Genomic DNA, 23692 nt, shown 5'->3' with positions numbered 1-23692 from the left:
CCTAGCTCAGGTAGATCAGGGGAAACATCACCAGCCAGACGATGTCGATGACGTGCCAGATGGTCGCCAGCGTGACGATCGTCGAACGTTCCAGCCTAATCGCCGCCAATACGAAGAGGACGGCAACGAACGCGACATGGGCGAGGTGGAAGCCGGTGATGAGAAAGTAGAGTTCGAAAAAGCTCTGCAGGTTCTCGTCCCCTGCCGCCGCCCATTCGGAACTGTATTCGGTCAATTTGAGAGCGATGAAGAGCAAACCCAGGAATGCTGCGCCGAGCAGGAAGAGGCGCTGCCGGCGAGGTTTTCCCTGGGAGTTGGCGGCAAGCGCCGCTTGCCAGCTGCTCGCCAGCAGCACCACAGTATTGAGCCCCGCCAGCCGTGGCGCAAGATGGAGCTTGGCGAGCGCAAAGATTTCCGGATGCAGCATGGACGTAACGACATAGCCGGTCAGCAGGATGCCGAACGCCGCAAGCTCGCCCCAGACGAGCACCCAGAGAAGAAGGTCGCCGCCTTCATCCCTCTCTTCGCTGGTCGAGATTGCCGCCATTCCGAAACCTCCGGTATTCTTCCGCCGCGGAAAATGGAGGCAATACAGATCCGGCTCTTTGTCATATCGCAAAGAAACGGCAGATAGAGAGATTAGGATGACGGCAAACCAAGGATTTGCCATGTCTGATGCACAAGTCGGCCTTCTGATGGCCGCCCCGATCATTGTCATATTCGCCATCGCCCTGAAACGGATGGGTGTCCTGCAGGGCTACAGCTCGCTGGCGGCGGTTGTCTTTTCCGTCGCCATCGCGGGCGTCCTCTTCTGGCAACAGTAGCGGCCTTGCCATGCTGCGGTTTTTTGCGGAAATCACGTGGCCGATCAGCCGTATCGGCGTCAAGATCTGGGAGTATGACCTCTTCCTCGAACGAAGGTCACGGCTTCGTTCTGAACCTCGCCTTCGTTATTCAGGACGGCGCGCCACATGCGGTTTCCCAGACGAACGCTCAGGCGGCAAGTTCCAATATCCTCAGCTTCGCCACGCTCGACTGTGCTTGTTACGAGACCCTGGCGAATTCTCCGCCGGAAATCTTCGCGCGACAGCCCGAACCGATCAGCGATCTCACCGGATTCCAGGATAAAGTCGCCGTTCGGATCCCGTTCGATATACATTGCTCTTCCTCAGGCCGATGAGGCGGAGGCGGGGTTTACCGATTCAGCGCCTCATCTACGTTCTACGACATCGATTGAAAGCGCGGAAACGGTCCTTCGGTTTCGAGATGCATATCTTTGCGCTCGCGAAAAAGGACAAAACGCGCCAGCTCTCACTCAGAGCCTGTGGCCCGTCGCCTTGTCGAAGAGATGAACCTGCTTCGCGTCGATCGAGATACCGACCGTGTCGCCGAACCTGACATCGATGCGCTCGCGGAAAAGGCAGGAGAGTTGCTCGCCGCCGCAATCGAGCTTGGCGAAGATTTCCGAGCCGGTGCCTTCGACGATCGCCGCGCGGCCCTGGATGCCCTGGTCGCTGGCGCGGATGTGTTCCGGCCTGATGCCGTAGACGAGCGGGCGGCCGCCAGCCTTCGCCGGCGAGCCTTCTGCCGGAAGAGGCAGGATCAGCCCTTTTTCTGTACGGAAAACGCCTTCCTCGATCTTGCCGTCCAGAAAGTTCATGGCCGGCGAACCGATGAAGCCGGCGACGAAGAGGTTGGCCGGTCGGTCGTAGAGTTCCAGCGGCGCGCCGACCTGCTCGATATTGCCGTCATGCAAGACGACGATCTTGTCGGCCATGGTCATGGCTTCGATCTGGTCGTGCGTCACGTAGATCGTCGTCGTGCCGATGCGCTGGTGCATGGCCTTGATCTCGCTCCGCATCACCACGCGCAGTTTGGCGTCGAGGTTCGAGAGGGGCTCGTCGAAAAGAAACACCTGCGGATTGCGGACGATTGCCCGGCCCATGGCGACGCGCTGGCGCTGGCCGCCGGAAAGCTGGCGGGGGTAGCGTTGAAGCAGGTTTTCCAGGCCGAGGATCGCGGCCGCCTTCTTGACCCGCTCTGCGGTGTCGGCGGGGTTCGCCCGCTTGAGCTTCAACGCGAAGCCCATGTTGTCTTCCACCGTCATATGCGGATAGAGCGCATAGTTCTGGAACACCATGGCAATGTCGCGGTCGCGGGCCGGCAGGTTGCTGACCTCGCGGGCGCCGATGCGGATCTCGCCGCCGCTGACCTCTTCGAGGCCGGCGACCATGCGCAGCAGCGTGGACTTGCCGCAGCCCGACGGGCCGACGAGAACCACGAATTCCCCGTCGGCGATATCGACGCTCAGGTCCTGGATGACGTTGACCGCGCCGAAGCGCTTCTGGATGTTGTGAAGGGTGACGGTTGCCATGAAATTCGATCCTGTTTGTGAGCCTGCTCAGCCGCCCTTGACCGCGCCGGCCGTCAGGCCTGCGACGATCTGCTTCTGGGCGAACAGGGTGAGTACCAGCACGGGGAGGGTGACGATCAGCGCGGCCGCGGCGAGCGGTCCCCAGCTGACCTGTTCGAAGGAAAGCATGTTGTAGACGGCGACGGGCAGCGTCCGCGTGGTGCGGCTTGCGAGCACGATGCCGAAGACGAAGTTGTTCCAGGAGAAGATGAGCGCCAGGATGAAGGCGACGACGATACCGGGCTTGGCGATCGGCAGCGCCACGAGGCGGAACACCTGCCAGGGCGTCGCGCCGTCGATGCTGGCGGCCTCCTCGAGCTCCATCGGCGTCGTCTCGAAATAACCGATCATGATCCACACGACGATCGGCACGGTGACGACCAGATGGATGATGATCTGGGGCAAGAGCGTGCCGAGCAGGTTCAGCCACTGGAACAGGAGGAAGAGCGGAATGAGGAAGGAAAGGCCGGGCGTCATGCGGGCGATCATGATGACGATCGCTGCCTTCTCAGCCTTCAACCGGGCGATACCGTATCCCGCCGGCACGCCAATGATGAGCGCCAGCAGCGTCGCGGCCCCCGTCACCAGCACGGAGTTCCAGAAATACAGGAAGAAATTGTTCTCGCGGAACACCTGCACATAATTCGACCAGGCGAAGTTTTCCGGGATCAGGATCGGCGGATAGGCACCGTTGTCGATTTCGTATTTGAGCGACAGCGAGATCATCCAGAGGAAGAACAGCACCACCGGCGACACCATGACGAGGGCTGCGAACAGAAGGCCGATGCGATCGAGCGTCTTGCGTCTGACGAGTGGGCGTTTGTTGAGGGGGCGTTCGACGAGGGCGTGTTCCATCAGCGCGTCTCCATGTCCGACCAGTTTGCCCGTGCGCGCACCATCATCAGCGCGAAAGAGAGCGCGATGATGATGACGAAGAAGACGACCGCCATGGCCGAGCCGTAGCCGATGTCGTAATAGGAGAAGGCGGTGTTGTAGAGGTAGATGTTGATCGTCTCGGACGCCGTGCCCGGCCCCCCTTGCGTCATCGCGTAGATGATGTCGAAGCTCTTGATCGCATCGATGCTACGGATGATGACGCCGATCATCAGGAAAGGCGCGATCATCGGAAGCGTCAGGTAGCGGAATTTCTGCCAGGCGTTGGCGCCGTCGATCTCCGCGCTTTCATAGGGTTCGCGCGGAAGAGAGGCGAGGCCGCCGAGCACGATCAGCATGATCAGCGGCGTCCATTGCCAGGTTTCGACGAGGACCAGCGAAGGAATGACGCTGTAGCGGTTATAGATCCATTCCTGCGGGCCGATGCCCACCAGCGACAGCAGATAGTTGAGGACGCCCAGCTGCGGATGGAACATCATGGTCCAGACGAGGGCGATGGCGACCGGGGTCGCCATCATCGGCATGACGAAGACGCCGCGCAGGAAGCCCCTCCCCGGAAATTGAGCATCGAAGATCAGCGCCGCGAGCGTGCCGAGGAAAAGCGGCGCCACGACCGCCAGCACCGTGAAGATCAGCGTGTGCCAGAGCGATTCCCAGAAGCGGAAATCGGTCGCAAGCCGGATGTAGTTGTCCAGTCCGGCGAAGGTCTGCGCCTGTCCCAGCGTCCAGCTGTTGACGCTCATCCAGAGGGTGAAAACCCAGGGGAAGACGATGACCGCGCCGATGACGACCAGGGCGGGAACGACGAAAGGCCAGTAGTTGGGAGCAAGCCGGCTCGGCTTGCTCCTCTTGTTACCGGTTTCCGTCCGTGCTGTTTCGATGCTCACGGAGGCCATTATCCCTCGCTCTTGGCAAGCACCGGTTCGAACTGCGCCGTTGCCGTCTTGAGTTCGGTTGCCGGGTCGGCGCCGCCGATCATGTTGGTCAGGCCGACACCGTAGATGTCGCGGAATTCGGTGACCGGAATGATGACCGGCAGCGCAAGCTGCGAGACCTTGCCGGAAGCGGCAACTGCATCAACCCATGCGCTGGGCATGGTGACGCCCTTGCGGACTTCCGCATCGGCAAGGATCGACTGGCGGAAGGGAACGCCGGCGCCGGCCTGCAGCAGGCGTGCGCCCATCTCCTTCGAGATGACCCACTGGCAGAACAGATAGGCCGCTTCCTTCTTCTGGCTGGCTGCGGTGACGCCGATGCCGTCGCCGAAGGTGGCGGCTGCCTGCGCCTTCGGCCCCTTCGGCATAACGCCGTAGCCGACCTTGCCGACGACACGGGACTTCTGCGGGTCTTCGAGCGGCGGAGCGAAGCCGACGCCGTCCAGCCACATGCCGATCTTGCCCTGCAGGAAGGCAGACTGGGCTTCCGCCCAGTTGAAGCCGGAGATGCCGGCCGGGGCCGACTTGGTCATCAGGCGCTGGTAGAGTTTGGCGGCCTCGACCGCCTCGTCGGAGGTCGTGCGCAGCTTGCCGTCAGGCCCAAGCGCCGTCGCGCCATAGCCCAGCATCAGCGCCGTCCATACCGGAACGTTGGCGTTCTTCAGGCCGCGGGCGACGAAGCCGTAGGTATTGGTGGTCTTGTCGGTCAGCGCTTCGGCCGCCGCCGCCATCTCATCGAAGGTCTTCGGGTAGGCGAGACCCTTCTTCTCGAAGAGTTCCTTGTTCCAGTAGACGATCCAGTAGTCGACCGAGAAGGGCAGGGAGCGCAGCTTGCCGTCCTTGTCCTTGGCAAAGGTGAGGCCGGCTTCGGCGAAATCGCTTTCGGCGAGCGACGGGTCGGTGAGCGTCGGATCCTTCAGGAAGCCGCTGATATCGGCAAGCCAGCCGCCCTTTTCGAACTGGCGCTTCTGGACATGGTAGCTCAGGTGGATGACGTCGAAGCTCGGCTTGCCGGACGAGAGCTCGATCGTCGCCTTCTGGCGCTGCTGCTGTTCCGGGGTGGCTTCGGCATTGACCTTGATGCCGGTCAGCGTTTCGAACTCGGCCAGGTACTTGATGATGGTGTCGCTGCGCGGGCTTTTGACGAGGTTCACTTCCAGCGTGGTGCCGGCGAAGCGCTTCCATTCGACGGCGGCCGATGCCGGGCGCGAACCGACCAGTCCGGCGGCACCAAGCGCCGCCGAGCCGGCCAGGAAGCTGCGGCGGGTGGGATTCCAGAACGAAGATGACATGCTATTCCTCCTCCTAATGCGCCGGATACCCTTGTCTCCGGCTTCTTTTTCTAAAGTCTGATCGCGCGATCCCTCGCGTGATTGATATGGGCGACGAGTGCCGCGACCGCTTCCTCCACGGAGCGCCGCTCGATCGCTTCGAGCACTTTCAGATGCTCGCTCATGACGGGGCCGACCCGGCCGTCGATGCGGAACCGCTCCTGCCTGATCAGCCGCATCTTGATGGAATTCACCCGGTAGACGTTTGAAATGATGGTGTTGCCGAGCGCATCGATGAAGGCGTCGTGCATGCCCCAGTCGACCGCCTGCGCATGCAGCTCCAGCTCACGGCTGTCGTTGCCGCCCTGGATCGCCTCGAGGATTTCACGATGCTCCTTCAAAAGCCTGGCGATTGCCTGGTCCGGGGCCGATTGGGTGAACAGTGCAACGGCTTCCTTTTCCAGGAAGACGCGAAGCTGGAAGGCTTCACGGATGAGGTTGAGGTCGATATGGGCGATCTGCAGCCCGCGTTGCGGCACGGTCTTGATCAGTCCCTCGGCCTCCAGCCGCGGAACGAGTTCACGGATGGCGCCAAGCGTCAGGCCGGTCAGTTCCACCAGCCGGCGCTGCGAGACGAACTGGCCCGGGCGTACGTCACGGGCCAGAAGGTGGCGCGTGAAGCTCTCGTAGGCCTTCTCCCTCAGCGTCGGCTGTTCCTCGACCGGATTTTCCGTGGGGCGCGCCTGATCCATGGCTTCAGGCCGCCTCCGAACGGAACAGAGCGTCGAAGGCCGATGCCAACAGGCGCTGGCCTTCATCAGCGATCCGAAGAAGCGGCGGCCGCACCGTCAGCCACGACGGGTCGTTCGAAAGATGGGCGATCATCACCTTCACCGCCGGAATGACGGGATATTTCAGCAATTCCACGACGAGATCGACGACCCGCTGATCGTCCTCGCCATCCACGGCCATGCGCCGAACTTCGCGTGGGGCGAAATTCGCGACGCCGGATATCGCACCCTGCCCGCCGAGACGTACGCCCTGGGCCAGATGCCGCTCGTCACCGATCAGGATGATGAGGTCGCCATGGTCCTTGAGCAGCTTTTCGGTAAAGGCCCATTCTCCGCCGGAATCCTTCACCCCGGTGACAATGCCGGGAAACGCCTGGCGAAGCCGGCCAATCAGCGCGTGGCTCAGCGGCACCATCGTGACCGATGGAATGTGGTAGACGATGATGTCACGGGCCTTGTCGCCCAGCAGGGCGAATACGGCGGAGAACCAGCCGAACAGGCCTTCGTCGCTGACATTCTTGAAATAGGAGGGCGGGGCCAGAAGAATGTTGCGCGCACCTGCCGATAGGGCGTGTGCGGCCTGTTCCGCGGCGTCCGCCGCCGCGTCTACGAGAACACCCGCTACCATCTGGCGCGGCGCGATGCCGCTCGAAATCATGGCGGCGAGGACCTTTTCCCGTTCGCCGTTGCCGATCGAGGCGCCTTCGCCGGTCGTGCCGAAAACCGTAACGCTGTCGCAACCGGCATCGAGGCTGCGGCGAGCTTGGGCGACCATCGCGTCGAGCACGATCTTGCCGTCTTTGTCAAAAGGGGTCGCGAGTGCGACAGAGAGCCCGAAACGCATGTTAGACTATTTATCCTCCCAGTGTTGTCGCGACGCTCGCACACTAACATGTTAGAAGTCAATCAGGCAATTTGATTGAAATTGAAGTGCGCGCGCTTGCGTAGATCGAACGGCACTACCGAGCGCGATCACGCGAGCTGCACTTGGCCTATGCCGCAGATGTTGACCTTGATACCGAGCTTGCGCGCGAGAGCTGCTTTTGATCGAAAAAGGCCGAAATTGGCGTCAGCGCAGGTCGAGGACGAACCGCTGTCCGCCCATGTTGACTTCGATCCTGCCCGGTTCCGCGACCGGGATCAGTCCGCACAATGTGCCCGTCGTCATCACCTGTCCCGCCTTGAGCATGGAGAAGGAGGAGAGCTGGTCCTGATTCGCCAGCACGACCATGGTCTTCAGCGGATCGCCGTCGGAATGCGCCGCGGGCTTGTCGAAGCCGGACTGACCGTCGATGAAAACCGACAGCTGACCGATCGACGCGCCTTCGTCCAGCAGGCTCCGGTCCAGCGGCGGGCCGAGGACATAACCGACATTGCTCATCATGTCGGCCGCGGCGAGGGCCGGATCGCCCCGGGAGCCGCCCTGGTAACGGCTGCGGAGAAGCTCCACGCCGATCCGCACTGAGCCGATCGCGTCGACGATATCCTGGCGCGTCACATCGCCGTTGCGGGCCACGACATCCTTGTCGAGCACGAAGGCCAGTTCCACCTCCAGCGAGATGCCCGGCTGATGGTCATGGCTGGTTTCTTCGTTGACGAACAGAAGCGGTGCGCTCTGGCAGAAATCGCCCTTCAGGGTCAGCTTGGCGCCCTTGAACGGCTGGCCGAGCGCCCGAAACACGTCCGTCTGCACGGCATAGGCATCCGCCAGCGGCAGCCCGAGAAAGGGCTCCGGATCAAGCACGGTCCTCGACAGGATGGCATTGCGAATGGCACTCGCGAGGCGGGCGGGGAGGGTGTCGGCAGGCATGTCCGGCATAGGTTCAGTTTCCTTGGTTTGAGGTGGAAGCCCAGGGGCATTCGCAATTAGTACCAATAGCCGAGCTTTCAAGCATCCCAATAAAATCAATGGATTTTGCACGCTTCAAATTATGCCGACGGCAGTCGTGCATTCGCTCCTCCATCGCCAGGCCCGCTCGCAACATGCCGCAGCCGGTGACTGATGTAAATATATATTTGACGACTGATACCTACACTGATTATATCAGTTCTATAACGAGGAGCCAATTTATGTCGAATGCTGCGCTGAAGGGCATTGTTGCCGCTTCCGTCACACCGGTGACGGCCGATTTCCGTATCGATACCGTCCGTCTGAAGGCGCATATCGATCATCTCCTGGCAAATGGCTGCAGCTTCATCTCGACGTTCGGCACCACGGGCGAGGGCGCATCTTTTTCGACCGCTCAGAAGGTCGAAGCTCTCAAGGCACTAAAGGCGGACGGGGTGGAGATGGGCCGTCAGCTGCCGGCGATCATGACGCCGAGTTTCGACGATGCGGTAACCTCGCTGATTGCCTATGGAGAGCTCGGCTGTCGCGCCGCGCTCGTCCTGCCGCCCTTCTATTACGGAGCGAGCGAGGACGGCGTTGCGGCGTTCTTCGATGCACTGATCGAGCGGACCAAGGCGCATACGGAAATCGCTCTCGTGCTCTACAACATCCCGCAGCTCAGCCGGGTCCGCTTCACGCAGCCGCTGATTGCGGCTCTGATGCGCAAGCACGGCAGCCGTATCGCCGGGATCAAGGATTCGACCGGGGATCTCGACAATGGACTGATGCTGGTGAAATCATTCCCGGAGCTTGCCGTCTTTACGGGCGACGACCGGGTTCTGCCGACGCTCGTCAAGGCTGGAGGCGCCGGCATGATCGGCGGCATGCCGAATGTCTTTGCCCGCGATCTGAGAGCGCTTTACGACAATCCCGACGATGCCCGCCTTCTGGAGAAGCAGTCGCGGCGCATCGAGGCAGTGGATGCTTACGGGTCGCTCGTTGCCCTCAAGGCGGCTCTTGCCCATTATCGCAACGACGAAAGTCTGGCATATGCGGTGCCGCCTCTGGTTGCTCTCAACCAGTGCGATCGTGCTATGCTCATTGAATTATTCGAGCGGACGGGTTATCGCGCCGCTGCTTGACCCGCCCGGTGCCGCCGGCGATAGGAGACAGATGAGCGTACTTACTGCACCGCCCGGCACTGGACAGCCAGACCTTCGCTCGGTCAAACAGGTCGCCTATGAGCGGTTTCGCGAGGCGCTGTTCGATGGCCGGCTGCGGCCCGGCCAGTTCGTGTCCCAGCGGGAGCTCGTCGCCCTTCTCGGCCTTTCGATCGGCGCCCTGCGCGAACTCCTGCCGCGCCTGCAATATGAAGGCCTGCTGGTGGTCATGCCGCAGCGAGGCATCCAGATCACGCAGATCGACCTCTCGATCATCCGCCAGGCTTTCCAGGTGCGCATGGCGCTGGAGCGCGAGGCCGTGCTGACGGCTGTCAGGCGGATGCCCGACGTTATCCTCGATGAACAGGCCAGGCTTCACCAGTCGATCCTCGACGAGGTCCGCAACGCTCCCTCGCCGGATGTCTTCGAGCGCGGACAGAAGGTCGACGACGGATTTCACAACCTTCTCGTCGATTCGACCCAGAACGATCTGCTGATCCAGGCCTACGCGGTCAACGCGATCCGCATGCGGCTTATCAAGCTCGACAGGATCAGTCTTTCCGAGCAGGTCCTGCCGCCGGCCTTCGCCGATCATCTGGCGATCATCGACGCCATCAAATCCCGCGATCCGCATGCGGCAGGCGATGCCATCGACCGCCACATCATGCATGCCCGCGAACGGGCGATCGAGTTCTGATCAGCTTCTGCTTTATTTTATCGGCGTTTTGCCTTCGCCATCATACATCTTGGTGGCCGATCTCCATATGTGCGCCCCTCTTAATGTATAACTGATCATATCAGTTTTCATAGAAGTTGTCGAACAACATGTTTACAGGTTCGAATTTTTGTTGCATGGTGAAGCTGTCAGGCATTCTGACGCTTTGGGAGAGGCAATTCAGGGAGGACCGAGCTTGGCGCGGCTGGAGTTATCCAACGTTTCGAAAAGCTACGGGGCGTTCGACGCCATTACGGACGTATCGCTTGCCATCGAGGACGGAGAATTTGCGGTTTTCGTCGGCCCGTCCGGTTGCGGCAAGTCCACGCTTCTGCGCCTGATCGCGGGGCTCGATCCGATCAGCGACGGCGCGATCAGAATCGGTCCGGACGACGTGACCCGCCGGCCGGCTGGCACGCGCAGCGTTGCGATGGTGTTTCAGTCCTACGCGCTCTATCCGCATATGAGCGTCTACGACAACATCGCCTTTCCGCTGCAGATGGAGCGCCGCTCGAAGGGCGACATCCGCCAGCAGGTCGAGAAGGCTGCCGGCACGGTGCAGCTTTCCACCCGGCTGAAGGACAAACCGTCGAAGCTTTCGGGCGGCCAGCGACAGCGCGTCGCGATCGCCCGAGCGATCGTCCGCAAGCCGAAAATCTTTCTGATGGACGAGCCGCTTTCCAATCTCGACGCGGCATTGCGCATTGAGATGCGCACAGAGCTCACCCAGCTCCACAAGGAGCTCGGCGCCACCATGGTCTACGTCACCCATGACCAGCTGGAGGCGATGACCATGGCCGACCGGATCGTGGTGTTGAACGGCGGCCGCGTCGAGCAGGTCGGCAGGCCGATGGACCTTTATCACAAGCCGGTCAATCGTTTCGTCGCGGGCTTCATCGGCAGCCCGCCGATGAACATGTTGCGCAGCAAGGTGAAGGCGATCGAAAGCGAATATTATTCCTTCGAAGCCAACGGCATCGGGACGATCGTGATCGACGGACTGGCAAAGCGCCTCAAGATCGGCGAGGAGGTCGTTCTCGGCATTCGTCCGGAATTCCTGGCGCCGCATCCGGCCGGCAGCGAGCCGCTGGTGAAGATCGGCGTCGTGCCGCGATCGGTCGAGAGGCTGGGTGCCCAGACGATCGTTCACAGCGCGATCGAGGGTCAGAATTTCACCTGCGTGTTTGCCGGCGACCAGGTCGTCGAGCCGGGCCGGGCGCTGAACGTTTATTGCGATGCGGCGAATATCCACGTCTTTGACGCCGCGGGGATTACGGTCAGCAGAAACTAAATCGTCGTCGATAAATCGGGAGGAGTTTACGATGAAGAATGATGTCATGCATGCCATGAAGCCCACACGCCGCGCATTTCTGTCAGGCACCGCTGCCGGTCTCGCCAGTCTGCCGATCCTGATGTCGGCGTCCGGCCGCGCGCTTGCGGCCGACCAGCAACTGGTTTTCTGGTCCCAGCTCGCGGGCAGCAAGAAGGCCGCCGGTGAAGCGCTCGAAGCCGCCTTCAAGACCGCACATGCGGAAGTCGCGCTGCAGTCCAGCCTTTATGCCGAGCCGTCGCAGCTCAATGAAAAGATGCTGACGGCGATCAACGGCAATACCGGCCCGGACCTGATCGTTCAGCACTGGGACTACAATCTCACCTATGCTTCCGGCAAGAAGCTTGTCGAACTCGGCAAGGCGCTTCCGAATGTGAAGACGGCCGATCTGGACCCCTCGCTGCTCGCCTACGGCCGTGCCGACGGCGGCCAGTATTCCATGCCGCTCTACGGCACCTCGCGCGGTCTTGGCATCAATCGCAAGCTCATCAGCGAAGCAGGCCTCAACCCGGACAAGGGGCCGCAGAACTGGGCCGAACTTCGCGAATGGGCAAAGGCCGTCACCAAGCGCCCCGGCGGCGGCATGCTGCAGGTGTCCGGCATCCAGCTCTACCAGAACGACCTCGAGGCCTTCGAGCTCTTCACGCTGCTGCTGCAGGGCGCGGGCGGTTCGCTGCTGACGGCGGATCTGTCGGCGCCGGGTTTTGCCGGTCCGGAAGGCGTCAAGGCACTGACCTTCCTGCAAGACCTCGTCGTCACGGACAAGATCACCGATGCGGGCTTCGGCGTCGGCCCCGGCGGCATGGCGAACCCGTTCAACCAGGGACGCGCCGCGATGCTGATCGCGGGCAACTACTCCACCAATAACGCGTTGAAGGCCGGCGTCGAATTCGACGTCGTTCCCTTCCCGAAGGAGAGCGGCGGGTTCACATCGCTTGTCGATCCCTTCTGCTTCGCCGTCCGGGCAGGCGCGCCGAACCAGGAGGCGGCCCTCAAGCTCGTCGAGTTTGCGATGTCGCCGGAACAGCAGATCGCCTTCGCGGTCGCCAGCAAGAACGTGCCGGCCCTGAAGTCCGCCCAGCAGAACAAGGACGTGCAGGCCGACCCCTATCTTTCCAAGTTCATCAAGACCGCGAGCTACGCCCCGCCGACCGCGCCGGCAACGCCGGTCTTCCCCCGCATGATGACGCTCGTCGCGCGTGGCGTTCAGGAAGTCATTTTCCAGAAGAACACGCCCGACAAGGCGCTGAAGGCGGCCGCGGACGAAGTGCAGGCATTGCTCAAAAAGAGCTGAGGAGCAGGTTATGGCGCTTCAGAATTCGACATCCAGACCGGTCAAAACGGTCAGTTTTCATCAGAACTGGAGCGCCTACGCATTCCTCGCACCCGCGCTCGTCATCCTCTTCCTGTCGCTGCTGCTGCCGGCGGTGGCGACGCTGTTGATGAGCTTCACGGACGTCTCGTTCCTGAAGCCGACGAGTTTCATCGGCTTCGACAACTATACCAAGCTGTTCAATGACACCCGCTTTCAGCAGGCGGTCGGCAACACGATCCACTATACGATCGGCGTGACCTTCCCGACCATGCTGCTCGGCCTGCTGGCAGCGGTCGCGCTCAATCAAAAAGTGCCGGGGCGCATGGCTTTCCGGACGATCTTCTACCTGCCGGTTCTGACCTCGCTGATCGCGGCCGCTGTCGTCTGGGCTTATGTCTACGAGCCCTATGCCGGGCCGCTCAACGGTGTCCTGACCCGGGTCGGCCTGCCGCCCCAGCCATGGTTGCAGAACCCGAGCCTTGCGATGAACGCGCTGATCATCATGGCGATCTGGCGCGACTTCGGCACCGCGATGATCATCTATCTGGCGGGTCTTCAGGATATCCCGAACGACCTCTACGAAGCTGCGCGCCTCGATGGGGCGAAGGGCAAGGACATCTTCCTGCGCATCACCGTGCCGATGCTGAGTTCCGTCACCTTCTACCTGCTGATCATCCTGATCGTGCAGACCTTCCAGGTGTTCGGCGCGATCTACGTGATGACCCAGGGCGGGCCGCTCGGCTCGACGGAAACCGTCGTTTACCAGATGTACCAGACGGCCTTCGGTTATACCGAGTTCGGTTATAGCGCGGCCATGTCGACCATACTCTTCCTGACCATCCTGGTGTTCTCGATCATCGGCACCAGGATCATGCGGAGGAAAGACACATGACCGACCTTGCACAGCCCGCCGCGATGGAACGACAGATCATGGCCCGCCGCCGTGGCCGGGAGTTCCCGCGCTTCGACGTGATGAATGTCATCGGTTACCTGCTGCTGCTGTTTGCAGCGCTTGCCACCGTGATGCCCTTCCTCTGGATGGTCTCGACCTCGTTCAAGGGCGACCAGGAAATCTTCCGGTTTCCGCCGAGTTTCGTTCCGGACGGGCTGCGATGGCAGAACTACCTTGATGCGATGGCCTCGCCGGATGCCGGCCGGCAGCTGGTGAACAGCCTGATCTACGCGTTGGGCTCGACGGTTTCGAACCTCATCTTCTGCTCGCTGGCGGGTTACGCGCTTGCCCGCATGCAGTTTTCCGGCCGCAACCTGATCTTCGCGCTGGTCGTCGGCCTGTTGATGGTGCCGGCGCAGAGCCAGATCGTTCCCGTCTTCCTGATCGTCCAGAAGATCCCCTTCGCCGGCGGCAACGACTGGCTCGGCAATGGCGGCACCGGCCTTCTCAATACCTATTGGGGCATGATCCTGCCAACTGCGGCGACGCCTTTCGGCATCTTCATGATGCGGCAGTTCTTCACCCGCATCCCGATGGAATATGAGGAATCCGCCAAGCTCGACGGTGCGTCGCCGTTCACAATCTTCCGGCGCATCCTGCTGCCGCTGGCCCGGCCGTCGCTCGCCGTGCTCGGCGTCTTGAGCTTTCAGAGCGCCTGGAACGACTTCGTCTGGCCGCTCATCCTCAACTCGCACCGGGAGATGGCCACCCTGCAGATCGGCCTGCAGCTTCTGCAGAGCGGACCGGATGCGCGCTGGAACGTCGTCATGGCGATGGCGACGCTCATCACCCTGCCGGTCATCATCGTCTACCTGCTGGCGCAGCGGCACGTGATCGACGGCGCAGTGACGAGCGGCGTCAAGGGTTGATCGAAAACACATCAGACCGAACGAGACCGCTTCGGCGGCAAGGAGGAACCGCGTGACCAAGCCAGATGCGATCAGGAATGTCGAAGTCTACCGCAAACCGGGCGAATTCGCCGCATGGCCGGCCAATTACGGCCTGTGGCTCTGGGGCGAGGAAGCGGTGACGATCTTTGTCCAGGGTTTCCGCGGCGAGGTGGAAAACCTGCATGCGCGCGACAAGACACGGCCGTTCATTCCGGTGCAGGCCCGCAGCATGGATGGGGGCGAGACCTGGACGATCGAGCGGTTCAACGCCTTCGTGCCCGGCAGCCAGACGCTTTCCGGCGACGAGCATGTCCTGCCTGAACTCGAAGCGCAGCCGAAGATCGACATCGACCGGGATCTTCGCCCGCTCGACCAGCCGATCGATTTCACCGATCCTGAAACGATCGTCATGTGCGCCCGCACCGGCCTGCTGGGTGGGGCGATCAGCTGGTTCTATGTCTCGAACGACCGGGCGCGGACCTGGCGCGGTCCCTACCGGCTCGGCGATTTCGGCCTGCCGGGCATATCGGCGCGCACCGACATCGTGCCGCTCGGCAAGCATGACGCGCTCTTCCTGTTGAGCGCCGCCAAGCCGAACGGCAAGGAAGGCCAGGTCTTCTGCGTCCGCACCCGCGACGGTGGCAAGAGTTTTACATTCGAAAGTTTTGTCGGCGACGAGCCGGAAGGCTTTGCGATCATGCCCGCGTCGATCCGGCTGATGAACGGCAAGGTGCTGACGCTGGTGCGCTGCTCGACGGCAAGCCGCGGCCTGGACCGCAAGGCCTGGATCGATGCCTATACCTCCGGCGACGAGGGCAAGACCTGGGGATTGATCGGCCGGCCGGTGCCGAATACGGGTTACGCCGGCAATCCGCCGACGCTGAACCGGTTGAAGGATAGCCGGCTGGTGCTTGTGTTCGGTTATCGCGACGCGCCTTTTGGCCTGCGCGCCCGGGTGAGTTCCGACGAGGGCAAGACCTGGAGCGAGGATATCATCATCCGCGACGACGGCGGCATGTCCGACCTCGGTTATCCGCGAACGGTCGTCAGGCCGGATGGGAAGCTGCTGAGCGTCTATTATTACAACTACGGCAGCGATCAGGAGCGCTTCATCGCCGCCTCGATTTTCGACATAGCCGGCTGATCAGCCGCGCGGCTAAGCCCAGCGTCCGGCAGACGATCGCATATGGAACGTGCGGCGGCGCAGCATTCTTAACCCTCCCCCTTGTGGGGAGGGTGGCCGGCAGGCGGGAGGGGTTTTGAGCCGGAGTGAAGTCCCCTCCCCAACCCCTCCCCACAAGGGGGAGGGGCTCCACGCGCCGCCATACATCCTCATATGCGATTATCCTCCTGTGCTTCAGAAATCAGGTTCCGATACATGTCTGGTGCTTGTTCGCGGCGACTTCGCAAGGAGTCGGTGAAGGCGGCATTTTGGATTGACACCTGTCGTAAGACATCATATCTCTTGGGTCGCTATTATCTATCTGCCGGGAGGAGACCGGCAATCCAAGGGAGGACGGCCATGAAGCCGCTATTGAGAATAGTGGGACCGGTATTGCTCGGTTCCACCCTGCTTTTCCAGCCTGCCCACGCCGAAACCCCGCCGAATATGCTGGTTGTCGGCTTCTCGATGACCAATATCCTGACGCTCGACCCCGCTGCCATCACCGGCAAGGAGACCGTACAGGTTCTCACAAACATATATGATAACCTGGTGGCGCTCGATGCCGTCAATCGCGCTCAGGTCGATCCGCAGCTGGCGGAAAGCTGGACGATCGCCGACGACAACGGCTCGATCACCTTCAAGCTGCGCAAGGGGGCGACCTTCGCTTCCGGAAACCCGGTCACTTCTGCGGATGTGGTCTGGTCCTTCAAGCGGTTGATGAAGCTCAACCTGGCCCAGGCGTCGTTCCTCAAAACCCATGGCTTCTCCGCGGCCAATGCCGACGCAAGTTTCACCGCTCCGGACGACGGCACGGTCGTCATCAAGCTGCCGAAGAAGGTCGATCCGCAGATCATCGTGCAGACGCTTGGGATTGTCGGTCCAGGCTCCATCCTGGACATGAAGGCGGTGATGGAGCACGACAAGAACGGCGATATGGGCGCCGCGTGGCTCACCAACAACTCCGCCGGCTCCGGTCCGTTCACGCTCGGCCAGTGGCAGTCGAACGAGCGCGTCACGCTCGAGCAGAACCCGAAATACTGGGGCGAGAAACCGGCCATGCGCCGGATCATGATGCGCCATCTGGCGGAATCGCAGAGCCAGCGGCTGATGCTCGAAAAGGGCGACATCGACATCGCCTTTTCCATGTCCGCAGCCGACCTGAAGGCTCTGGAAGCCAACAAGGACGTCAAGATCCAGACGAATGGCGGCAGCGGCTTCTATTATCTCGCCGTCTCCATGAAGGACGAGAAGTTCCAGAAGCCGAAGGTTCGCGAGGCGCTGCGTTATCTGATCGACTACCAGGGCCTCAACGACAGCGTACTGCCCTATTTCGGCAAGCTGCGCGATCGTCCCGTTCCGGCGGGCATTTTCGGCGCCTTGCCGAATGCGGGCTACAAGCTCGATGTCGCAAAGGCCAAGGCACTGCTTGCCGAGGCGGGTTATCCGAACGGCTTCCCGACCACGCTGCGCGCCATTTCCGACGTGCCGTTCATGAGCCTCGCGACCGCCATCCAGGCGACGCTGGCCCAGGCCGGCATCAAGGCCGAGATCGTCACCGGCTCCGGCGACCAGATCTACGGTGCGATGCGCGAACGCAAATATGAGCTTGTCGTCGGCCGTGGCGGTGGCGGCCAGTTGCCGCATCCGGACTCGAACTTCCGCGCCATCGTCTACAATCCCAACAATGCGGATGAGGCGAAGCTGACGAACTTCCAGGGCTGGCGCACGTCCTTTTATGATGAGAAGATCAACAAGATGATCGATGACGCGCTCGTCGAAGGCAACAAGGACAAACAGATCAAGGAATATCAGGACATCCAGACCTATTACGCGGAGATGGTGCCGGCGATCCAGCCCTTCTCGGAAGTGGTCGACAGCGTCGGTTTCCGGGCCGACATCAAGGGTCTCGAACTGAACCCGTCCTGGTCGACCCAGCTTCGCACCGTCAAGAAAGAACGATAATCGTCGGCTGCCGCGGCGTGGGCCCTGTGGCCCGGCAGCGCCGCGGCGTCCGGATCGATGTTGAGGAAGCCCATGAACAACGAGCGTCTCACCGCTTTCACGCGGCAGGCCGGCACCATATTGGCAACCCTTCTCGGCTTGCTGATCCTGACCTTCTGCATCGGACGGCTGATGCCGGTCGATCCGGTGCGCGCCATTGTCGGCGAAGAGGCCGACCAGGCCACATACAACATGGTCGCGGAACGGATCGGCGCCAACCTTCCTCTCTACCAGCAGTTCTTCCGGTATGTGAGCGACTTGGCTCATGGCGATTTCGGGACGTCGATCCGGACCGGGCAGCCGGTCATCAACGACATCCTGCATGTCATGCCGGCGACGATCGAGCTTGCGACCTTCGCGATCATCGTCGGGGCGGGCCTCGGCATTCCGCTCGGCATTCTGGCCGCCGTGCGCCGCAACCGGCCGGTCGACCACGTCATCCGCTTCCTCACCCTGATCGGCCATTCCATGCCGATCTTCTGGACCGGGATGATCGGCCTGATCATCTTTTACGCGGCGCTGGATCTGGTCGGCGGCGGCGGCCGCCTGTCGGATTATTATATCGGCCTCGTTCCGGAAACGACCGGCTTCCTGCTGATCGATGCGATCATCGCCGGCGACTGGGAAGTCTTCCGGGATGCCGTCAACCATCTGCTGCTGCCGGCGAGCATCCTCGGCTATTCGTCGATGGCCTATATCACCCGCATGACCCGCAGTTTCATGCTGGACCAGCTGAACCAGGAATACGTGACCACGGCGCGGGTGAAGGGGCTGTCGAAGGGCCGCACCATCTGGCACCACGCGTTCGCGAATATCCGGGTGCAACTGGTGACGATCGTGGCGCTCGCCTATGGCAGCCTGCTGGAGGGGGCGGTGCTCATCGAGACCGTGTTCTCCTGGCCGGGCTTCGGCCAATATATCACCAACAACATGCTGATCGGCGACATGAACGCGGTGATGACCTGCGTGCTGCTGGTCGGCATCATCTTCATTGCGCTCAACCTGCTTTCCGACGCGCTTTACAAGATCTTCGATCCGAGGACGCGGTGACATGGCAGCTCAATCTCTCGACATGCAGGACGTGGCCATGAACGGTACTCGCGCAAACCCAAATTCGGCCTTCCGCCGGCTGCTCGCCGTCATCCGCGAGCTTCTCGGCAACCCGTCTTCGGGCTTCGGCCTCGTGGTCATCACCATTCTGGTGCTGACGGCGATCGTCGCGCCGCTGATCGCGCCCTATGACCCGAATGTCATCGATCTCGGCAACACGCTGAAGCCGCCGAGCGCCGAGCATTGGTTCGGAACCGACGAGCTCGGCCGCGACATCATGAGCCGCATCATATACGGCACGCGCATCAGCCTGACGATCATCACCATCGTATCGGTCATCGTCGGCCCGATCGGGCTGCTGGTCGGCACGACGGCCGGTTATTTCGGCGGCTGGTACGACACGATCATGATGCGGATCACCGATATCTTCCTGTCCTTCCCGAGCCTCATCCTGTCGCTCGCCTTCGTGGCCGCCCTCGGCGCCGGCCTCGAAAATGCGATCATCGCCATCGGGCTCACCACCTGGCCGCCGATTGCCCGCCTCGCACGCGCCGAAACGCTGACCTTCCGCGGCGCCGATTATATCTCGGCCTCGCGCATGCAGGGCGCGTCGTCACTGCGCATCATCATCAAGTCGATCATGCCGATGTGCCTGCCTTCGGTTCTGGTCCGCATCACGCTTTCGATGGCGACCGTCATCCTGACGGCGGCCGGCCTCGGCTTCCTGGGGCTCGGCGCCCAACCGCCGCTGCCCGAATGGGGGGCGATGATCGCCACCGGCCGGCGCTACATGCTGGACAACTGGTGGCTGGTCGCCTTCCCCGGCGGCGCCATCCTGCTTGTCAGCCTTGCCTTCAACCTTCTCGGCGACGGCCTGCGCGACGCGCTGGATCCCAAGCAAAGATAGGCCCGAAACAGCGTTAGGATTCCGCCATGGACAACAGCCAAGCACTCCTGAAGGTCGAAAATCTCCGCGTCAGCTATCGCGCCGGCAAGGTCTACAATACCGTCGTCAAGGGCGTTTCCTTCGATCTCGGCCGCGAGCGGCTTGGCATCGTCGGCGAATCCGGCTCCGGCAAGTCGACGATCGGCCGGGCGCTGCTGAAGCTGCTGCCGACTGCGAAGATCGAGGCCGACCGCATGGATTTCGGCGGCATCGACCTTCTCTCGGCCAGCGAAAAACAGATGCTGACGATCCGCGGCCGACGCATTTCGATGATCCTCCAGGATCCGAAATTCTCGCTCAACCCGGTGCACCGCGTCGGCGACCAGATCGCCGAGGCCTACCGCGTCCACAGCAGGGCATCGGCCCAGGCGGCGAAGCAGAAGACGCTGGAAATGCTGGAGGCGGTGAAGATCCGCGATCCGGAACGGGTGTTCGGCCTTTATCCGCATGAAGTCTCGGGCGGCATGGGCCAGCGCATCATGATCGCCATGATGCTGATCCCCGAGCCGCAGATCATCATCGCCGACGAGCCGACCTCCGCGCTCGACGTCACGGTGCGCATGCAGGTCCTCAACATCCTCAACGAATTGGTGACTAACAAGGGTCTCGGCCTCATCATGATCAGCCACGACCTCAATCTGGTGCGCAATTTCTGCGACCGCGTTCTGGTCATGCGCCACGGCGAGGTCGTCGAGGAACGGGCGGCCCGGGACATGCGCAACTGCACGCATCCCTATACCCAAGGCTTGCTTGCCGCGCAGCCGCATATCGGCGGTAGCCGGAAGCCGCTCCCGGTCCTGAACCGTGAAATCATCTCCCAGGAGACCAAAGAGGTGCGCGCATGACCGCCATCGACGTCCGCAATCTCTCGATCGATCTCGGCTACGGTCCGGCAAAGAAGCGCATTCTCGGCGACGTCTGCTTTTCGGTCGAAGCTGGCGAATCCTTCGGGCTTGTCGGCGAGTCCGGTTCCGGCAAATCGACCATCCTGCGCTGCATCGCCCGTCTCCTGAACGTCTGGGAGGGCGATATCCAGCTCGAGGGACGGTCGGTCAACGACATGCCCTTTGTCGAATATTGCCGCACGGTTCAGATGGTGTTCCAGGATCCCTACGGTTCGCTCCATCCGCGCCAGTCGATCCGCACGGCGCTTCAGGAGCCGCTCCGCATCCACCGCATGGACCGCCAGGTCGAACGCATGGAGCGGGCTCTGATCGATGTCGGCCTCGATCCGGCCTTCCTGTCGCGTTATCCGCACGAACTTTCCGGCGGCCAGCGCCAGCGCGTGGCGATCGCGCGCGCACTCATTCTCGAGCCGCGCATCCTGCTTCTCGACGAGCCGACCTCGGCGCTCGACGTCTCGGTGCAGGCGGAAGTGCTCAATCTGCTCGCCGATCTGCGTGCAAAACGCAACTTGACCTATCTCTTCGTTTCCCATGATCTTGCGGTGATCGATCATATGTGCGAGCGGCTGGCGGTCATGCAGCATGGTCGCGTGGTCGAGGTGATGAGCCGAGACGTGCTGGCGACAGGCCAGGCCCAGGATCCCTATGCCCGGGAACTGATCCAGGCGAGCCTCGAATACGACCACGCTGTCTAAGTTTCACATCTGAGACGCCATGGAGTGCCCGATGACAGCCGAAGCCCCATCTTCTACCTGGCGCCGCAGGGAGACCCTGAGTTCGCAGGTGGTTCGCACGATCGCCGAGCGTATCAAGCTCGGCGACTATCCGCGTGGGTCGAAGCTTCCGACGGAAAAGGCGCTGATCGATGAACTGGGCGTCAGCCGGACGGTCGTCCGGGAGGCGATCGCCAATCTCCGGGCAAGCGGCCTCGTCTCGATCCATCATGGTATCGGCGTCTTCGTTCGCCAGGACGCGGGTGTGACGCCTTTCCGCCTTGGCGACGAAAACCTGATGCTGGTCGAAAACCTGGTAAAGGGCCTCGAACTGCGCATCGGCATCGAATCGGAAGCGGCAGCACTTGCCGCCGACCGGCGAACCCAGGCGGATATCCAGGCCATGACCGCGGCCTGCAAGGCGATGGATGTCGCCGTTCGCCGTGCGAGCCGGGACACGCAGGCGGATTTCGATTTCCACCGCGCCGTTGCCACGGCCAGCCATAACGAGCATTTTTTCCGTATCTTCAACTATCTCGGCGAGACCCTGATGCCGCGCATGCGGCTTTCGACCCATGCCGTCGATGACGCGAGCCTCTCCGTGCATCTGGCGCGCGTCAATGAAGAACATCGTGCCATTCTCAAGGCGATCGAGGCTCGTGATGTGGAAGGCGCGCGCGGAGCGATGCGCAAACACCTGGGCGACAGCCGCGACCGGATGCTCGAACGGCTGCGGCAACAGCAATGATCGACAGCGAGAACATGTCCAGCCTTGCGGCGAGGCTGCGCGACAACCTCTCGTTCGACTGGAATTTCCACCCGGCGGCGGAAGGTTTTTCCGACTGGCAGGACCGCACACGGAACAAGGTGCGCCACGCACTCGGCGTCGGGCGGATCGCGCCAGCAAGCGCGTCCGTCCTCACGGAGTGGGCTGAAGACGGCTGCACGGGCCAGGAGCTCGAACTTGGCTTTTCGAACGGCGAAACGACGAAAGCCTATCTCCTTCGTCCGGATACCAACAGCGTCACACCTGCCGTGCTGCTTCTGCACGACCACGGCTCGTTGTTCTCGATCGGCAAGGAGAAGATGATCCGCCGCTCCGGCGAAGCTTGCGAGGTCGCAGCGGACATGGATCGATGGGCGGCGAAACTTTACGGCGGTCGGCATGTCGGCAACGAGCTCGCCCGACGCGGTTACACCGTGCTTTGCGCCGACGCGCTCGGCTGGGGCAGCCGGAAAGGCAATGGTTACGAAGCGCAGCAGGCGCTGGCGGCCAATCTCATGCAGTTCGGCGTTTCCTACGCCTCCGTTATCCTGCTTGAGGACCTCGAGGCGATGGCCTGGCTTCGCGCATTCCCCGGCGTCGATGGAAACCGTGTGGCGAGCTTCGGGTATTCGATGGGCGGCTCGCGCGCGTGGCAGGTGGCCGCACTGTCGGACGACGCGAGGGTCTGTATCGCCGGCGGCTGGATGGGGACGCTGCAGGGCCTCATGCAGCCGGGCAACAACCAGCTTCGCGGCCAGTCGGCCTTTTCCATGCTGCATCCGCCGATCGCGGGAAAGATCGATTATCCGCATTTTGCAGGCCTCGCCGCGCCGAAACCCACGCTGATCTTCAGCGGCGCCGAAGACCGGCATTTTCCGGTGCCTGCCGCCTTGGCGGCTCACCGGCAGATTCACGATATCTGGAGCGTGGCGGGGGCCGAAGAGCGTGTCGAGACACGTCTCTGGCCCGGCGCAGCTCATGCATTCCCGGTTGACCAGCAGGACCATGCGATGGACTGGCTCGATCGGGTGATGTGAGGTGGGTTGGAAGGTAAGTCCCTCGCGAAAAGCGGGGTTGGATCGGTCGAGGCCTGTTTCCTTCTAAAGGTTTCCTGAATGGCCGCGAGAATGCCGCGAGGCACCCCCCTCTGCCCTGCCGGGCATCTCCCCCTCAAGGGGGGAGATCGGCCAGAAGCAAGGTCCTATCCAGTCAAAAAACCTTGAGCTTGCCGAATTCCACTCCCTGCCAGCTTCCTGCCGTCGCACAAATCAGAGAGGGACAACTGAGGACGCCTCCTTCGATCTCCCCCCTTGAGGGGGAGATGTCCGGCAGGACAGAGGGGGGTATGGCGGGGAGCGCCGTCCAATGCGGTCTTTACGTTTTACCCGTGGACAATTCATCGCCGCCCTCCAGCATCTCCAATGACTTAACCGCATCATCATCCCCGCCCTCCCAAACAATGTCTACAATCCCCTCGCTTCCGCCGCCGGAGTGTTTCGCGAGACGTTCGCGGGCAGGCGGAGGCCGGCGCTTTCATCAGAACCGTAACGTGCGGGAAAGGTGGAAGAGGTGAAAGCCATGGAGTGTGCGTCGCGAGACGACCATTCCTATCAAGCCTCCCCCGGACAGCCATGTCCGGTTCGGTTGAGCCG

Annotated in this window: 24 protein-coding genes; 15 read left to right on the top strand and 9 right to left on the bottom strand. The window is 62.0% G+C overall.

The features are described 5' to 3' along the window. Position 1: 1 nt before the first annotated feature. Positions 2 to 547, bottom strand: a complete 546-nt coding sequence (locus tag AC1D3C_RS28620) for a cytochrome c oxidase subunit 3 (RefSeq protein ID WP_477485247.1) — start codon at positions 545 to 547, stop codon at positions 2 to 4. Between the two features lie 121 nt (positions 548 to 668). Between AC1D3C_RS28620 and AC1D3C_RS28615 the strand changes: the two genes are divergently transcribed. Continuing rightward, the gene (locus AC1D3C_RS28615) at positions 669 to 824 is read left to right on the top strand and encodes a hypothetical protein (RefSeq protein WP_167551678.1); all 156 of its coding nucleotides are present in this window, start codon (positions 669 to 671) and stop codon (positions 822 to 824) included. Between the two features lie 59 nt (positions 825 to 883). Here AC1D3C_RS28615 and AC1D3C_RS28610 read toward each other — a convergent pair whose 3' ends face one another. From AC1D3C_RS28610 to AC1D3C_RS28575, 8 genes are all read right to left on the bottom strand, one after another. After that, positions 884 to 1159 carry a DUF6522 family protein gene (locus tag AC1D3C_RS28610; RefSeq protein WP_247033570.1) on the bottom strand — a complete coding sequence of 92 codons (276 nt, stop codon included), beginning with the start codon at positions 1157 to 1159 and terminating at the stop codon, positions 884 to 886. 156 nt (positions 1160 to 1315) lie between these two features. Further along, positions 1316 to 2374, bottom strand: a complete 1059-nt coding sequence (locus AC1D3C_RS28605; protein WP_477485246.1) for an ABC transporter ATP-binding protein — start codon at positions 2372 to 2374, stop codon at positions 1316 to 1318. Positions 2375 to 2401: 27 nt separating this feature from the next. After that, on the bottom strand, positions 2402 to 3268 hold the full coding sequence (locus tag AC1D3C_RS28600) for a carbohydrate ABC transporter permease (protein WP_247135400.1): 867 nt from the start codon (positions 3266 to 3268) through the stop codon (positions 2402 to 2404). Further along, positions 3268 to 4203 (bottom strand): carbohydrate ABC transporter permease, encoded by a 936-nt coding sequence (locus AC1D3C_RS28595; protein WP_038546220.1) that lies wholly within the window; start codon positions 4201 to 4203, stop codon positions 3268 to 3270. Before AC1D3C_RS28595 ends, AC1D3C_RS28600 begins: the two co-directional genes overlap by 1 nt. Continuing rightward, positions 4203 to 5534, bottom strand: coding sequence for an ABC transporter substrate-binding protein (locus tag AC1D3C_RS28590; RefSeq protein WP_477485245.1), 1332 nt, complete (start codon positions 5532 to 5534; stop codon positions 4203 to 4205). Before AC1D3C_RS28590 ends, AC1D3C_RS28595 begins: the two co-directional genes overlap by 1 nt. A gap of 50 nt (positions 5535 to 5584) precedes the next feature. Further along, a complete protein-coding gene (locus tag AC1D3C_RS28585) occupies positions 5585 to 6265 on the bottom strand; it encodes a GntR family transcriptional regulator (protein WP_477485244.1) in 681 nt (226 codons plus the stop codon). 4 nt (positions 6266 to 6269) lie between these two features. Continuing rightward, entirely contained in the window at positions 6270 to 7148 is an 879-nt protein-coding gene (locus tag AC1D3C_RS28580) for a dihydrodipicolinate synthase family protein (RefSeq protein WP_477485243.1), read from the bottom strand. A 225-nt stretch (positions 7149 to 7373) separates the two neighbouring features. Then, positions 7374 to 8123 carry a hypothetical protein gene (locus tag AC1D3C_RS28575; protein WP_477485242.1) on the bottom strand — a complete coding sequence of 250 codons (750 nt, stop codon included), beginning with the start codon at positions 8121 to 8123 and terminating at the stop codon, positions 7374 to 7376. A gap of 251 nt (positions 8124 to 8374) precedes the next feature. Here AC1D3C_RS28575 and AC1D3C_RS28570 point away from each other — a divergent pair, with 251 nt between their 5' ends. The 14 genes from AC1D3C_RS28570 to AC1D3C_RS28505 all read left to right on the top strand — a co-directional run bounded on the left by AC1D3C_RS28570 (position 8375) and on the right by AC1D3C_RS28505 (position 23077). After that, positions 8375 to 9274 (top strand): dihydrodipicolinate synthase family protein, encoded by a 900-nt coding sequence (locus AC1D3C_RS28570; RefSeq protein ID WP_477485241.1) that lies wholly within the window; start codon positions 8375 to 8377, stop codon positions 9272 to 9274. A gap of 31 nt (positions 9275 to 9305) precedes the next feature. Beyond that, complete coding sequence (locus tag AC1D3C_RS28565; protein ID WP_038546205.1) at positions 9306 to 9989, top strand: GntR family transcriptional regulator; 684 nt, start codon at positions 9306 to 9308, stop codon at positions 9987 to 9989. 214 nt (positions 9990 to 10203) lie between these two features. Then, positions 10204 to 11298, top strand: a complete 1095-nt coding sequence (locus AC1D3C_RS28560) for an ABC transporter ATP-binding protein (RefSeq protein ID WP_038546201.1) — start codon at positions 10204 to 10206, stop codon at positions 11296 to 11298. Positions 11299 to 11329: 31 nt separating this feature from the next. After that, the gene (locus tag AC1D3C_RS28555; protein WP_477485240.1) at positions 11330 to 12631 is read left to right on the top strand and encodes an extracellular solute-binding protein; all 1302 of its coding nucleotides are present in this window, start codon (positions 11330 to 11332) and stop codon (positions 12629 to 12631) included. A 10-nt stretch (positions 12632 to 12641) separates the two neighbouring features. Next, positions 12642 to 13544 (top strand): carbohydrate ABC transporter permease, encoded by a 903-nt coding sequence (locus AC1D3C_RS28550; protein WP_477485239.1) that lies wholly within the window; start codon positions 12642 to 12644, stop codon positions 13542 to 13544. Next, positions 13541 to 14473, top strand: a complete 933-nt coding sequence (locus AC1D3C_RS28545) for a carbohydrate ABC transporter permease (RefSeq protein ID WP_477485238.1) — start codon at positions 13541 to 13543, stop codon at positions 14471 to 14473. The genes AC1D3C_RS28550 and AC1D3C_RS28545 overlap by 4 nt, the downstream gene beginning before the upstream one ends. A 52-nt stretch (positions 14474 to 14525) precedes the next feature. Beyond that, positions 14526 to 15638 (top strand): sialidase family protein, encoded by a 1113-nt coding sequence (locus AC1D3C_RS28540; protein ID WP_477485237.1) that lies wholly within the window; start codon positions 14526 to 14528, stop codon positions 15636 to 15638. A gap of 378 nt (positions 15639 to 16016) precedes the next feature. Further along, entirely contained in the window at positions 16017 to 17621 is a 1605-nt protein-coding gene (locus AC1D3C_RS28535; RefSeq protein WP_477485236.1) for an ABC transporter substrate-binding protein, read from the top strand. Positions 17622 to 17693: 72 nt separating this feature from the next. Further along, positions 17694 to 18710, top strand: a complete 1017-nt coding sequence (locus tag AC1D3C_RS28530; RefSeq protein ID WP_477485235.1) for an ABC transporter permease — start codon at positions 17694 to 17696, stop codon at positions 18708 to 18710. 22 nt (positions 18711 to 18732) lie between these two features. Beyond that, entirely contained in the window at positions 18733 to 19617 is an 885-nt protein-coding gene (locus tag AC1D3C_RS28525) for an ABC transporter permease (protein ID WP_477485266.1), read from the top strand. A 26-nt stretch (positions 19618 to 19643) separates the two neighbouring features. Further along, entirely contained in the window at positions 19644 to 20501 is an 858-nt protein-coding gene (locus AC1D3C_RS28520; protein ID WP_477485234.1) for an ABC transporter ATP-binding protein, read from the top strand. Further along, positions 20498 to 21256 (top strand): ABC transporter ATP-binding protein, encoded by a 759-nt coding sequence (locus AC1D3C_RS28515; protein ID WP_477485233.1) that lies wholly within the window; start codon positions 20498 to 20500, stop codon positions 21254 to 21256. Before AC1D3C_RS28520 ends, AC1D3C_RS28515 begins: the two co-directional genes overlap by 4 nt. A gap of 31 nt (positions 21257 to 21287) precedes the next feature. Continuing rightward, positions 21288 to 22022 carry a FadR/GntR family transcriptional regulator gene (locus AC1D3C_RS28510; RefSeq protein WP_038546177.1) on the top strand — a complete coding sequence of 245 codons (735 nt, stop codon included), beginning with the start codon at positions 21288 to 21290 and terminating at the stop codon, positions 22020 to 22022. Then, the gene (locus tag AC1D3C_RS28505; RefSeq protein WP_477485232.1) at positions 22019 to 23077 is read left to right on the top strand and encodes a dienelactone hydrolase family protein; all 1059 of its coding nucleotides are present in this window, start codon (positions 22019 to 22021) and stop codon (positions 23075 to 23077) included. The genes AC1D3C_RS28510 and AC1D3C_RS28505 overlap by 4 nt, the downstream gene beginning before the upstream one ends. The last annotated feature ends 615 nt before the right edge of the window (positions 23078 to 23692 follow it).

The sequence above is a fragment of the Neorhizobium sp. P1_A6 genome, from assembly GCF_056406795.1.
Note: the sequence above shows the minus strand (reverse complement) of the source record. Positions and strands in the feature narration are given on the sequence as shown.